We start from the raw sequence: 13794 nt of genomic DNA, 5'->3' as shown, positions 1-13794 counted from the left end.
ACACCGACACGATGCGGGTGACCGACGGACGCCCGCATCCCGACGACGCACAGGAGGCTCTACCTTGAGCAACGTTCCCACGATCACCCTCAACGACGGCGCGACGATCCCCCAGCTGGGCTTCGGCGTCTACCAGATCAAGCCCGACGAGACCGCGGACGCGGTCAAGACCGCGCTCGACATCGGCTACCGCCACATCGACACCGCCGAGATGTACCAGAACGAGCGCGGCGTCGGCGAAGGCATCCGTAACAGCGGGATCGACCGGTCCGAGGTGTTCATCACCAGCAAACTCAACAACGGCTTCCACAAGCCCGACGACGCCCGTCGCGCGTTCGACAGGACGTTGAGCGAGTTGGGCTTCGACGGCGATGACGGGTATGTCGACCTGTTCCTGATCCACTGGCCGCTGCCGACGCTGTACGACGGCGACTTCGTGTCGACGTGGCAGGTCCTCGAGGAGTTCAAGAAGGACGGCCGGGCGCGCAGTATCGGGGTGTCCAACTTCCAGGTCGACCACCTCGAGCGCCTCGCCCGCGAGACCGAGACCGTACCCGCGGTCAACCAGATCGAGGTGCACCCGTACTTCGTCAACGAGAAGGTGCGCGCCTACGGCAAGGAGCACGGCATCGCGACCGAGGCGTGGTCACCGATCGCACAGGGTCAGGTGCTCGATGATTCGGAGGTCACTCGCATCGCGGAGTCCACGGGACGCACGCCGGCACAGGTGGTGTTGCGCTGGCACATCCAGCGCGGTGACATCGTCTTCCCGAAGTCGGTGACGCCCAAGCGGATCGAGGAGAACTTCGCGCTGTTCGACTTCGAGCTGAGCGACGCGGACGTCGACGCACTTTCCGGCCTCGACAAGGGCGAGGACGGCCGCACCGGTCCCAACCCGGACACGTTCGACTACATCCCCGACTGACCCGACAACCCAGATACGGAAACCGCGGGGAGACCGACGATTCGGTCTCCCCGCGGTTTCGTTGTGGCTTCTACGCAGCCAGAGCGCCTCGCGCAGCACGCTTTTCGCGACGCCGGGTCCGCACGGCGGCGATGGACGACCGCAGGCCGCGCCGCTGGGTGGGCTCGAGGTCGGCGAACATCCGCTCGCTACGCGTCTCGGGCGCGTTGTCCGCGGTGTCGCGCAGGAACCGGTCCGGCAGCGACAGCTTGGCGATGGTCCGCCAGCTCTTGCCGTACTGCACCAGGAACGACCCCGTCGTGTACGGCAGGTCGTACTTGTCGCAGAGCGCCTGCACGCGGTAGGAGATCTCGTGCAGCCGGTTGCTGGGCAGGTCCGGGTACAGGTGGTGCTCGATCTGGTGGCACAGGTTGCCGCTCATGAAGCGCAGCAGCCAGCCGCCGGTGAAGTTCGCGCTGCCGAGCATCTGGCGCAGGTACCACTGCCCCTTCGACTCGCCGACCATGTCGGTCTTGGTGAACTTCTCCGCGCCGTCGGGGAAGTGACCGCAGAAGATCACCGCGTTCGACCACACGTTGCGGATGACGTTGGCCACCGCGTTGGCCGTCAGCGTCGACCGGTAGGTCGCACCCGGCGAGAGCGCGGTCACCGCGGGCCACGCGACGTAGTCCTTGACCAACTGCGCGCTGGCCTTGCGGGCGAATTCGCGGACGCGGACCTTGCTCTCGTCGCGGTCGTCACGACCCTTGAAGATCTTGCCGAGCTCGACGTGCTGCAGTCCGACACCCCATTCGAACCCGAGGGCGAGGATGGTGTTGTACAGCAGGTTGCCGAGGTTGAACGGCTTCCACTTCACATCGCGGGTGACGCGGATGAGGCCGTAGCCCACATCGTCGTCCATGCCGAGGATGTTCGTGTACTTGTGATGCATGAAGTTGTGGGTGAACCGCCAGTGCTTGGAGGCCCCGCCCATGTCCCACTCCCACGACGACGAGTGGATCTCCGGATCGTTCATCCAGTCCCACTGGCCGTGCATGACGTTGTGGCCGATCTCCATGTTCTCGATGATCTTGGCCACGCCCAACGTGGTGGTGCCCGCCCACCAGGCCGAGCGGCGGGAGCTGGCGGCCAGCAGCAGCCGGCCGGTCAGTTCGAGCGCCCGCTGCGCCGCGATGGTGCGGCGGATGTAGCGCGCATCGCGCTCACCGAGGGAGTCTTCGATGTCCTGCCTGATCGTGTCGAGCTCGACACCCAGGCTTTCGATGTCGGCGTCGGTGAGATGTGCGAATTCAGGTACGTCTGTGACTGCCATCTGTGGCGCCTCCTTCCTCTACCTACGGTAGCGTAACCTACGAGCCCGTAGGTTACCAGTGGGTAACTGCTAAACGTCCAGAACGCAATCGCCGGAGGCGGCCGAGACGCAGGTCTGGATCCGGCTGCCCGCCTCGTGTTCCGTACCGGTCCGTAGATCCCGGACATGCCCGTCGATCAAGCCGACTACACATGACTGGCAGATCCCCATCCGGCAACCGAACGGCATCTGGATGCCCACCTGTTCGCCGGCGTCCATCAGCGACGTGGCCGCGTCGACGTCGAGGGTCTTACCGCTGCGCGCGAACTCCACCGTGCCGCCCGCACCGTGGGGCGCGGCCTTCGTGACCGCGAACCGTTCCAGATGCAGGGCCTCGGCGACGCCGGCCTGCTCCCACACCTTCTCGGCGTCGTCGAGCATGCCTTCGGGCCCGCACGCCCAGGTCTGGCGCTCCCGCCAGTCGGGGACGAGTTCGTCGAGCCGGGACAGGTCGAGGCGGCCCTGTGTACGGGTCAGCCGCAGCTGCAAGGTGTAGCTGTCGTGCTTGTCCTGCAGCGCGGCCAGTTCGCCGCCGAACATCACGTCGGATTCGGTCGGTGCGGAGTGCACGTGGACGATGTCGGTGATCTGATCGCGGCGCTGCAGCGTGCGCAGCATCGACATGACCGGGGTGATGCCGGAGCCGCCGGTGAGGAACAGCACCTTGGCCGGCGCCGGGTCGGGCATCACGAAGTTGCCCTGCGGCGCGGCCAACCGCACGATCGTGCCGGGCGCCACCCCGCCGACGAGATGCGTCGACAGGAAGCCCTCGGGCATGGCCTTGACCGTGATGGAGATCGTGCGACCGGCGCTGCGCGGACTCGAGGTCAGCGAGTAGCTGCGCCACCGCCAGCGTCCGTCGACGAGCAGCCCGATGCCGATGTACTGCCCGGGCTGGTAGTCGAAGGTGAACCCCCACCCCGGTTTGATCACCAGCGTCGCCGAGTCCTCGGTCTCACGCCGCACGTCGACGATGCGGCCGCGCAGTTCGCGCGCCGACCACAGCGGATTGGCCAGCTGCAGGTAATCGTCGGGCAGCAGCGGGGTGGTGATCTTCGCGGCGATGTTGCGCAAGGCGTTGAGCGCGGGATGCCTGGCGGTCACCTGGGGGCGCACGGTGTCGGCGACTTTGGCCGAGACTTTGATGTGACTCTTGGCCATGAACCTACGGTACCGTAACTTACGGTCCCGTATCTACTCCTAGAGCAGCTCGAGCAGGAACGGCAGTTCCTGCGGGGCGTACCAGGCCAGGTCGTGGTCCTGCGCGTCGCCCACGGTGAGTTCAGCGTCCTCGTCCCCGAAGTCGGCGACGTCGACGGCGTTGACCGCCAGCTTCACGGCGCTTTCGGCATCCGCGTTGTCCACATACGCCGCGATGACGTCGGCGTAGTCGACCGGGCCGGTCAGCCGCACGACGGCATCGTCGAGGTCGGGGCGAGCGGCGGCCCCCTCGACGTCGGCGACCAGCACCGCCCGCCGCGGGGGCAGCGTCGCGGCGCCCTCGTCGGCGGCCAGCAACCGCAGCGAGGCCAACGCCGCATCGCGCAGCGCCACCTCGGCGAGTTCGTCGTCGTCGCCTTCGGCGTAGGCCTCGCGCAGCGTCGGGGTGACCGCGAACGCGGTGCCGTTCACCGCCCGGAGCGAGCGTTCGGCGACGAGCTGCTGGAGCATGGCGAGTGTCGCCGGGATGTAGACGCGCATCCCGCGAGACTAGCTACGGGCGTCGGGATCCTTCTCGACGGAGATGATGAAGTCGTCGCCGTGTTCGATCACACCGTGGATCACGGCGCTGTCGACGGCGTCGGCGGCGTACTTCTTGCGCACCACGAGCGGATCCTTACGCAGGTCCTTGACCAGCGCGACGGCCAACCCGACCATCACGAGCACGAACGGCAGCGCCGCGATGATCGTGATGGTCTGCAGACCGGTGAGCGCGTCCTCCCCGCCGACCAGCAGCATCACCGCCGCGACCGCACCCGTCGTCACGCCCCAGAAGATGACGGTGCCGCGGGACGGTTTGATCGTGCCGCGTTCCGAGAGCGACCCCATGACGATCGAGGCGGCGTCGGCGCCCGAGACGAAGAAGATCGCCACCAGCACCATCACCAGAATGCTGGCCACGGTCGCGATCGGAAACTGCCCGAGCAGCGTGAAGAGCTGTTCCTCGTTGCTGCCCTCGCCGGCGAGGTCGACCCCGTTCTGCTGGGTGTTGATCGCCGCACCGCCGAGGATGCAGAACCACACCAGCGACACCAGGCTCGGCACGAGCAGCACACCGGTGACGAACTGCCGGATGGTGCGGCCGCGGGAGATGCGCGCGATGAACATGCCGACGAACGGGGTCCACGAGATCCACCAGGCCCAGTAGAAGATCGTCCACGACTGCAGCCACGCGTCGACGTCGACGCCCTCGGCGCCGGTGCGCGCGGACATCATCGCCAGGTCGGCGGCATAACTGCCGATCGACGTCGGCAGCAGGTTGAGGATGAACACTGTCGGGCCGACGACGAAGATGAACAACGCCAGCAGCACCGCGAGCACCATGTTGATGTTCGACAGCCACTGGATGCCGCGGGCCACCCCGGACACCGCCGACAGCACGAAGGCGACGGTCAGCACCGTGATGATCACGATCAGCACGGTGTTGCCGGTCTCGCCGATACCGGCGACGATCTGCAGGCCGCTGCGGATCTGCAGCGCGCCCAAGCCCAATGAGGCCGCCGAACCGAACAGCGTGGCGAAGATCGCCAGCATGTCGATGACCTTGCCCCACGGTCCGTTGGCGCGGGATCCGAGCAGCGGTTCGAACGCCGCGCTGATCAACTGCAGGCGACCCTTGCGGTAGACGCCGTAGGCGATGGCCAGGCCGACGACGGCGTAGATCGCCCACGGATGCAGCGTCCAGTGGAACAGCGTGGTGGCCATCGCCGACTGGACAGCCTCCGAACCGCCCTCCGGTCCGACCCCCGGAGGCGGCGTCGCGAAATGGGTCAGCGGTTCGGCGACGCCGAAGAACATCAGTCCGATGCCCATACCGGCGCTGAACATCATCGCAACCCACGAGATGCTGCGGAATTCGGGTTCCTCGTCGTCGCGGCCGAGCGGGATGTTGCCGAACCGGCCGAGCGCCAGCCACAGCACGAACAGCACGAACGCCGACGCGGTGAGCACGAAGAGCCAGCCGGTGTTGTTCATCACCCACGTCAGCGCATCGCCCGAGGCGGTGGCCAGCGAATCGGTGCTGACGAAGCCCCACACCAGGAACGCCACGGCGATGACGGCGGTGACCCCGAAGACCACCCAGTCCAGGCCGCGCGAGCCGGTGTAGGCCTCCTCCTCGACCGGCAGGTCGAGGATGGGATGCGGGATCGCTTCGTCGGTGGGCGACTTGATCGCCTTGTTCACACCGCGTCGAGGGGTCTTCTCGTTGTTCTTCTCGGAGTTGACCGTCATGGTCTGACCATACGACGCCACCGGATCGGTCCCGTCAATGCCTCGACGGCAACGATCGGGTCACCGTGCGGCTTCCAGCAACTCCTCCAGCGATTCGGTGAGCAGTGCGGGCAGCACGTCGACGTCGCTCATCGCATCCCGGTCGGCGTTGATCCCGAAGTACAGCTCCCCGTTGTAAGAGGTGACGCCGATCGCGAGCACCTGGTTGCGCAGCAGCGGCGGAACGGCGTACGTCTCGAGCAGTTTGGTGCCCGCGACGAACATCTGCTTCTGCGCCCCGGGCACGTTGGTGATGAGCAGGTTGAACTGTCGCGCGTTGAACGTGGTGGCGACACGGATTCCCATGGCGTGCAACGTCGGTGGCGCGAACCCCGACAGCGTGACGATGGTCCTGGCGTCGACGAGGCTGGCCGCGGTCGGATGCGATTCGGTCGCGTGGGCGATCTGCGACAGGCGCACCACCGCATTGCCCTCCCCCACCGGCAGGTCGACCAGGAACGGCGACACCTGGCTGATCGCCTGCCCCGGCCCCGACGAGTCGATCTCGGCGTCGGGGTAGACCGACATCGGCGCCATCGCCCGCACGGTCGCCGTCGGCGTGACGGGCTCCCCACGGGAGAGCAGCCAGTTGCGCAACGCCCCGGCGATCACGGCCAGCACGACGTCGTTGATGTCGCAGTCGTAGCGCGCCCGCACCGTGCGGTAGTCGTCGAGGTGGTGCCCGGCGACGGTGAACCGCCGGTTGCGCGACACGGTCGTGTTGAGCGGGCTGCTCGGGGCGGTGCCCCGGGACAGGGTGCGGGCCACGTCGGCGACGCGGTGTCCCGCGGCGACGAGCTGTTCGGAGTTGGTCAGGTCGCTGATCGCGGACCGCACCGCCGAGAGTTGATCGGCGGGCCGGGTGATCCACTCCCCGACCGCCCCGAGCAGCAGCGCACGGTCGCTGGGTTCGCGCGCGGGGATCCAGATGTCCTCACCGAACTCCGGCGACTTCTGCGTGCGGTCGGCGATGACGTGGCCGACCTCCAGGGCGGTCATCCCGTTGACCAGTGCCTGGTGGGTCTTGGTGTAGATCGCGACCCGGTTCTTCGCCAGCCCCTCGACGAGGTACATCTCCCACAGCGGGCGGGACCGGTCGAGCGGGCGAGACCCCAGGCGGGCGACGAGGTCGTGCAGTTGGGCGTCGCTGCCCGGGGACGGCAGAGCCGAGCGACGGATGTGGTAGGTGATGTCGAAGTCGCGGTCGTCGATCCACACGGGCCGCGCCAGGCCCAGCGTCACCTCGCGGACCTTCTGCCGGTACCGCGGGATCTGGGGCAAACGCTGCTCGACGGTGTGCAGCAACGTTTCGTAGCTCAGCCCGCTGCGCGGCTTGCGCAGAATCGACAGCGTGCCGACGTACATCGGCGTCGCGGTGTCCTCGAGCCGGTAGAACTCGGCGTCCGATGCCGACAACCTGGTCACCATCCGACGCCGCCCCCTGATTCTTCGCCCCGCTGATTTTCCCGCCACCGTAGCGGCAGCAACTGAAGAGCCGCATCACGGGTGCTCACGACCAGGTGAGAACCGTGCGACGATGGAGCGGTCTGTTCCTCTCCAGCAGACGGTTGTCCTGTCCCGCCGCGCCGAGCCGGAGAGTGCCCGTGACCCAGTCATCGCCCCCGAACGCAGAACGTCCGTCGTTCACCTCGCCGGTGGTCGACTACGAACCTGCGCCCGTTGCGTTCCCGCCTGCGCCGTGTCCGGCCCCGTCCCCGGCGGCGCTGCACCGCCGGAGTCCTCGGCTGCTGCGGCCCGCGCCCCGGCGCGAGGTGACCGAATCCGTCGCCCCGCCCGCGGCAGGCGCGTTCGCCGACCTGGCGCTGCGCCGCGTCCTCGAGGTCCTCGACCGCCGCCGTCCGCTGATGCACCTCAAGCCGGTCGTGGCGCCCCAGGTGCTCGACACCGTCGGCGCCCTGTGCCGGGTGCGCCACCCCAGCGCCGCCAAGCTGCGCCGCGTGCGGTTGCGCAGCGCGGGCCCGGCGGCAGTGGAGGTGTCGGCGACCTACACCCGCGGCGACCGCGTCCGCGCGATCGCCGCCAGGGTGGAGCTCACCGGTACCGGCCGTTGGCAGGTGGTGGCCCTGCAGATCGGGTGACTCAGCCGCGGCGCTGCGGACGCGAGGCCTTGGCCTGCTTCCGGGCCGCCTCGCGGCGTTCCTTGCGGGTGGTGCCCGTAGGCGCCGCATGGCGCGGACCGCCGTTGGACCGCTGCACCTCCGCCGAGCCGTCCTCGCCCGGGCCGACGTACGTCAGCGGCGGGCTGTCGTCGTTGTCGATTCCCTTGGCGCGCAACGTCGGTGCGGGGGTCTCCCGTTCCTTGGTGGCCACCCCACCCTGACCGGTCTGCGCCTGGGCCTTCGCCGCTGCGGCGGCGAACTCCGACAATCCGGGCGGTGCGGCGACCGGTGCGACCCGGTTGGCCTCGGGCGCCGCCTCGACGGTGACGTTGAACAGGAAGCCGACCGACTCCTCCTTGAGCGCCTCGAGCATGCCGACGAACATGTCGTAGCCCTCACGCTGGTACTCGACGAGCGGATCGCGCTGCGCCATCGCGCGCAGGCCGATGCCCTCCTTGAGGTAGTCCATCTCGTAGAGGTGTTCGCGCCACTTGCGGTCGATGACGTTGAGCAGCACGTTGCGCTCGAGTTGGCGCATCGCGCCCTCACCGGCCAGCTCCTCGAGTTCGCGCTCCCGCTCGGCGTAGGCGCGTTCGGCGTCCTTGATCAACAGGTCGAGCAGTTCGTCGCGGGTGAGCTCACCCGCCTCGCCGACGGCGTCGGAGTCGATGAGGTCGTGGTAGTCCACGCCGACCGGATAGAGCTGCTTGAGCGCGGTCCACAGCTGCTCGAGATCCCAGTCCTCCGAGTAACCCTCGGCGGTGGCGCCGTCGACGTAGGCGGTGATGACGTCGACGAGCATCTTGTGCGCCTGATCGGCGAGGTCCTCGCCCTCCAGGATGCGGCGACGCTCCTCGTAGATGACCTTGCGCTGCTGGTTCATCACCTCGTCGTACTTGAGGACGTTCTTGCGGACCTCGAAGTTCTGCTGCTCGACCTGCGTCTGCGCGCTCTTGATGGCGCGGGTGACCATCTTGGCCTCGATCGGCACGTCGTCGGGCAGGTTCAGCCGCGTCAGCAGGGCCTCGAGGGTGGCGCCGTTGAAGCGCCGCATGAGCTCGTCACCCAGGGAGAGGTAGAACCGTGACTCGCCGGGGTCCCCCTGACGGCCCGAGCGGCCACGCAACTGGTTGTCGATACGGCGGGATTCGTGGCGTTCGGTGCCGAGCACGTAGAGCCCGCCTACCTCGCGCACGTCGCGGGCTTCCTCTTCGGCCTCGGCCTTGATCTGGTTCAGCGTGGACTCCCACGCGGCCTCGTACTCATCCGGCGTCTCGACCGGATCGAGGCCCTGTTCGCGCAGCCGCTTGTCGGCGAGGAAGTCGACGTTGCCGCCGAGCACGATGTCGGTACCGCGGCCGGCCATGTTGGTGGCGACGGTCACCGCGCCGAGGCGGCCCGCCTCGGCGATGATGTTCGCCTCCTGCTCGTGGTACTTCGCGTTGAGGACGTTGTGCGGGATCTTGCGCTTGGTGAACTGCTTGGACAGGTATTCCGAGCGTTCGACGCTGGTGGTGCCGATCAGGACCGGCTGGCCCTTCTCGTACCGCTCCTGGACGTCGTCGACGACGGCGATGAACTTCGCCTCTTCGGTCTTGTAGATCAGGTCGGTCTGGTCCTGACGGACCATCTCGCGGTTCGTCGGGATCGGGACGACGCCGAGTTTGTAGATCTCGTGCAGCTCGGCCGCCTCGGTCTGGGCGGTACCGGTCATGCCGGCGAGCTTGTCGTAGAGCCGGAAGTAGTTCTGCAGCGTGATCGTGGCGAGCGTCTGGTTCTCGGCCTTGATCTCGACGTGCTCCTTGGCCTCGATGGCCTGGTGCATGCCCTCGTTGTAGCGGCGGCCCAGCAGCACGCGGCCGGTGAACTCGTCGACGATGAGGACCTCGCCGTTGCGGACGATGTAGTCCTTGTCGCGCTGGAACAGCTCCTTGGCCTTCAGCGCGTTGTTGAGATGGCTGATCAGCGGAGAGTTCGCCGACTCGTAGAGGTTGTCGATGCCCAGCTGATCCTCGACGAACTCGACACCGACCTCGTGCACGCCGACCGTGCGCTTGCGGATGTCGACCTCGTAGTGGACGTCCTTCTCCATCAGCGGCGCCAGCCGGGCGAACTCGCTGTACCAGTTCGAGGCGGCGTCGGCGGGGCCGGAGATGATCAGCGGCGTACGGGCCTCGTCGATGAGGATGGAGTCGACCTCGTCGACGACGGCGAAGTTGTGGCCCCGCTGCACGCGGTCCTCGAGCCGGTGCGCCATGTTGTCGCGCAGGTAGTCGAAGCCGAACTCGTTGTTCGTGCCGTAGGTGATGTCGGCGGCGTAGGCGGCGCGGCGCTCGTCCGGGGTCAGCCCGGAGAGGATGACGCCGACGGACAGGCCGAGGAAGCGGTGAACGCGACCCATCCACTCGCTGTCGCGTTTGGCCAGGTAGTCGTTGACGGTGACGACGTGGACGCCCTTGCCGGCCAGGGCGTTGAGGTAGGCGGGAAGCACACAGGTCAGGGTCTTGCCCTCACCGGTCTTCATCTCGGCGACGTTGCCGTAGTGCAGGGCGGCACCGCCCATGACCTGGACGTCGAAGTGGCGCTGGGATAGCACGCGCCAGGCCGCCTCACGGGCCACGGCGAACGCCTCCGGGAGCAGGTCGTCGAGGTCTACCGGGTCGTTCTCGTCGGCCAGCCGCCGCCGGAACTCGTCGGTCTTGGCCCGCAGTTCGGCGTCAGACAGCTTCTCGACGTCGTCGGACAAGGTGTTGACATAGTCGGCCACCTTCTTGAGGCGCTTGACCATGCGGCCTTCACCGAGACGGAGCAACTTATCGAGCACGGATTTCCCCTGTGGGTTGAGGTATCAGACCTGTCCCATGGTAGAGGTCGCGCCTGGCAATCCCGTCTTCCCGCACGACGAACCCCGCGGCGGGCGTGCCGCCGCGGGGTCGGGTGGGCGGGTTCAGGCGAGCCGGATCAGCCCGTAGTCGTAGGCGTGCCTGCGGTAGACCACCGTGGCCTTGTCGGTCTCCTTGTCGTGGAAGAGGAAGAAGTCGTGACCGACGAGTTCCATCTGTGACAGCGCGTCGTCCACCGTCATCGGGGTCGCGGGGTGGTCCTTGACGCGAACGATGCGTCCCGGTTCGTGATCATCGAGGGCGAGCCCGTCGAGCGTGCCGGCCTCTGCGTCGGCGGGCGCGGTGTTCTCCTCGCCGACCGGGACCGTTGCCGCGGTGGCCTCGGCCACCGATACCGGGCGCTTGTCGCCGTAGTGGATCTTGCGGCGGTCCTTGCTACGGCGCAGTCGATTCTCGAGTTTGCTCACCGCCGCCTCGAAGGCGGCGTAGAAGCTGTCTGCACAGGCCTCGCCCCGGACCACCGGACCGCGTCCGCGCGCGGTGATCTCCACGTGCTGACAGTTCTTGCGCTGGCGGCGGTTCTTCTCGTGGTCGAGTTCGACGTCGAAGAGGTAGATGCTGCGGTCGAACCTTTCCAGTCTCGCGAGCTTCTCGGCGACGTAGATGCGGAAGTGATCGGGAATCTCGACGTTGCGGCCTTTGACGACGACCTCGGCGTTCGTCGCCTCGGCGGGCGCTTCGTCCTCGATCACCATCGTGCGGTCAGTTTCCATGGAATGCGTTGACATACTTGGCAACTCGTTTCTCTTTCGCGTCGCACGCCTATTGCGTGCCGGACCTGTCACGGAACGCGCCGACGAGACTCGGGTATCGCGGAAAACTGCCGCGGCTCACCGGCGCAAGGTGTCGACTGTCACCTCCTACCGTTGTGCGGCGAAGTCGGCGCATCGTGTTGAGCGCCTGCCGTGAATACACGGGTTGTTAAGACCGAAGGTAGTCGTTGTTCACCGGGTCGGCCAGTGGTTCTCGATACTGTTTCAAGTTCTTCACGATCGATTGATCCGCGGGCCTTCACGATCACGCGTGAGCGAGCGTCAGCACCGCCACAACCCGGGCGCCTGCGGTTTGCAGCACGCGGACGGATTCCGTTGCGGTGGCGCCCGTGGTGACGATGTCGTCGACGAGGACCACGTCCCCGCGGACGGGCCGCACGAGCCTGATGCGGTCGGCGACGTTGCGCTGGCGATCGGATACCGACAGCCCGACCGAATCGCGGGTGAGGGCCTTGGACCGCAGCGCCACGACGACGTCGCCGGACGCGGCCCTCGCCATCCGTGTGACGGGGTCGCCGCCGCGACGGCGGGCCGCGATGCGCCGGGTGGGGGCGGGTATGAGCGGGACGCCGGGCTCGACGATCCCCCAGGCGGCCAGGTGCGCGACGGCCTCGCACAGGGCGTCCGCGAGCGGTGCGACGAGGTCGGTGCGGCCGCGTTCCTTGAGGGCGAGGATCGCGCGGCGGCGCGGTCCGGCATAGCGACCCAGCGAGAAGACCGGCACGCCAGGGTCGAGGCGTGGACTGACCAGATGCGGTTCATCGGGGCGGACGGTCCACGTCGCGGCGCACTGCGCACACCAACGGGTGGCGGGTCGGCCGCAGCCACCGCACTCGAGCGGGAGCACGAGGTCGAGCATGGCCCTCAGTGTCGGCGGACGGTCCGACACCACCGCCTACGTGTCAGACCCTCGCACTAGTGTTCGATATATGGATGGACAGACGGTCGTGGCAGCGTTCGGTACCGCGGTCGACGACCTGGTGGCGGCCGCGGCCGAACTGCAGGCGGCCTCCGTCGACGGCCTCACCCCGGCGCAGGCGCTCGCCGAATTCGACCGCATCAAGACCGCCCTGTGGGCACTCCCGGCCGTCGAGCACCGATTGACCAGCCGGGTCATGGAAGCCGCCCCCAACGACTTCGGCGCCACCTCGCACAAACAACTCCTGGCCAACACGCTGCGGGTGTCGCTGCGCGAGGCCGGCGAACGCCTCGCCGATACCCGCCAGCTGGGTCCGAGGCACACGCTGACCGGGCAATTCGTGCGCCCCGAACTGCCCCACACTGCCGCCGCGGTCGCCGAAGGCGCCATCGGCACCGCCCACGTGCGGATCATCCAGGACTTCATCAAGAAACTACCCACCTGGGTGTCGTTTGCCCGCCGCGACGACTACGAACGCGACCTCGTCGGGCATGCCCGGGTGCTGCGGCCCGACCAGTTCCGCAAAGTCGCCGAGGCGCTGATGGGGTTCATCGACCAGGACGGCACCGAACCCGACCACGACACCATGCAGCGCCGCCGCGAATTCACCCTCGGCCGCCAACAAGCCGACGGCATGAGCCGCATCACCGGCTACATCACCCCCGAAGCCCGCGCCTACCTCGAAGTCGCCCTCGAGAAATACGGCGCCCCCGGGGTGAACATGCCCCACGACGACGCCGTGGTCGCTGAGGTCTCCGGCCGTGACGAACGCACCACCGGTCAACGCCACCACGACGCGTTGACCACCGCCCTGCGCCTGGCCATCGAATCCGGCGCCATGGGCCAGCTCGCCGGCGTCCCGGCGACGATCGTGGCCAACGCCAGCCTCGCCGACCTCGAACGCGGGACCGGGTGGGCGTTCACCGGCGGCGGTAGCCGCCTACCGATCCGTGACCTCATCCGCATGGCCGGAAAATCACGGCATTATTTGGCGATCTTCGACGACCACCACGAAGAGGTCCTCTACTTCGGCCGCGCCCGCCGGTGTGCCACCACAGCCCAGCGGTTGGCGCTCTTCGCCCGCGACCATGGCTGCACCCACCCCCAGTGCACCGTGCCGTTCTACGGCACCGAAGCCCACCACACCGACGACTTCGCCGCCGGCAACGGCCAAACCAACATCAACACCATGGCGCTGGCCTGCCATCCCGACAACCTACTCATCGCCAACACCGGCTACACCACCGAACGCCCCGGCGACGGCCGCACCTACTGGATCCCACCGGCCGACCAGGACACCGGCCAACCCCG

11 protein-coding genes are annotated in these 13794 nt (G+C 67.7%); 3 read left to right on the top strand and 8 right to left on the bottom strand.

Annotated features, from left to right (window positions below; genetic code table 11):
• Nucleotides 1-64: 64 nt before the first annotated feature.
• Entirely contained in the window at nucleotides 65-925 is an 861-nt protein-coding gene (locus AU194_RS10070) for an aldo/keto reductase (RefSeq protein WP_059089101.1), read from the top strand.
• Between the two features lie 70 nt (nucleotides 926-995).
• Here AU194_RS10070 and AU194_RS10065 read toward each other — a convergent pair whose 3' ends face one another.
• From AU194_RS10065 to AU194_RS10045, 5 genes are all read right to left on the bottom strand, one after another.
• Nucleotides 996-2237 (bottom strand): fatty acid desaturase, encoded by a 1242-nt coding sequence (locus AU194_RS10065; RefSeq protein ID WP_059089100.1) that lies wholly within the window; start codon nucleotides 2235-2237, stop codon nucleotides 996-998.
• Nucleotides 2238-2306: 69 nt separating this feature from the next.
• Nucleotides 2307-3437, bottom strand: coding sequence for a ferredoxin reductase (locus tag AU194_RS10060; RefSeq protein WP_059089099.1), 1131 nt, complete (start codon nucleotides 3435-3437; stop codon nucleotides 2307-2309).
• Nucleotides 3438-3476: 39 nt separating this feature from the next.
• Nucleotides 3477-3977, bottom strand: a complete 501-nt coding sequence (locus tag AU194_RS10055) for a hypothetical protein (protein ID WP_059089098.1) — start codon at nucleotides 3975-3977, stop codon at nucleotides 3477-3479.
• A 9-nt stretch (nucleotides 3978-3986) separates the two neighbouring features.
• On the bottom strand, nucleotides 3987-5729 hold the full coding sequence (locus AU194_RS10050; RefSeq protein ID WP_059089097.1) for a BCCT family transporter: 1743 nt from the start codon (nucleotides 5727-5729) through the stop codon (nucleotides 3987-3989).
• A 60-nt stretch (nucleotides 5730-5789) separates the two neighbouring features.
• A complete protein-coding gene (locus tag AU194_RS10045; RefSeq protein WP_059089096.1) occupies nucleotides 5790-7196 on the bottom strand; it encodes a wax ester/triacylglycerol synthase family O-acyltransferase in 1407 nt (468 codons plus the stop codon).
• Nucleotides 7197-7372: 176 nt separating this feature from the next.
• Here AU194_RS10045 and AU194_RS10040 point away from each other — a divergent pair, with 176 nt between their 5' ends.
• A complete protein-coding gene (locus AU194_RS10040) occupies nucleotides 7373-7867 on the top strand; it encodes an Rv3235 family protein (RefSeq protein ID WP_059089095.1) in 495 nt (164 codons plus the stop codon).
• A 1-nt stretch (nucleotide 7868) separates the two neighbouring features.
• On the opposite strand, the gene secA is transcribed toward AU194_RS10040, so the two are convergent.
• From secA to AU194_RS10025, 3 genes are all read right to left on the bottom strand, one after another.
• Nucleotides 7869-10712, bottom strand: a complete 2844-nt coding sequence (gene secA / locus AU194_RS10035; protein WP_059089094.1) for a preprotein translocase subunit SecA — start codon at nucleotides 10710-10712, stop codon at nucleotides 7869-7871.
• 123 nt (nucleotides 10713-10835) lie between these two features.
• Nucleotides 10836-11486, bottom strand: a complete 651-nt coding sequence (gene hpf, locus AU194_RS10030; RefSeq protein WP_197417584.1) for a ribosome hibernation-promoting factor, HPF/YfiA family — start codon at nucleotides 11484-11486, stop codon at nucleotides 10836-10838.
• Between the two features lie 322 nt (nucleotides 11487-11808).
• Nucleotides 11809-12423 (bottom strand): ComF family protein, encoded by a 615-nt coding sequence (locus tag AU194_RS10025; protein WP_059089171.1) that lies wholly within the window; start codon nucleotides 12421-12423, stop codon nucleotides 11809-11811.
• Between the two features lie 70 nt (nucleotides 12424-12493).
• On the opposite strand from AU194_RS10025, the gene AU194_RS10020 reads away from it, so the two are divergent.
• The coding region (locus AU194_RS10020; RefSeq protein WP_059089092.1) for a 13E12 repeat family protein at nucleotides 12494-13794 on the top strand (1301 nt) is incomplete at its 3' end.

Origin of the sequence: Mycobacterium sp. GA-2829, from assembly GCF_001499965.1 — a bacterium.
Taxonomy (GTDB): domain Bacteria; phylum Actinomycetota; class Actinomycetes; order Mycobacteriales; family Mycobacteriaceae; genus Mycobacterium.
The sequence above is the reverse complement of the archived record's forward strand: the minus strand, read 5'-3'. Positions and strand labels throughout refer to the sequence as shown.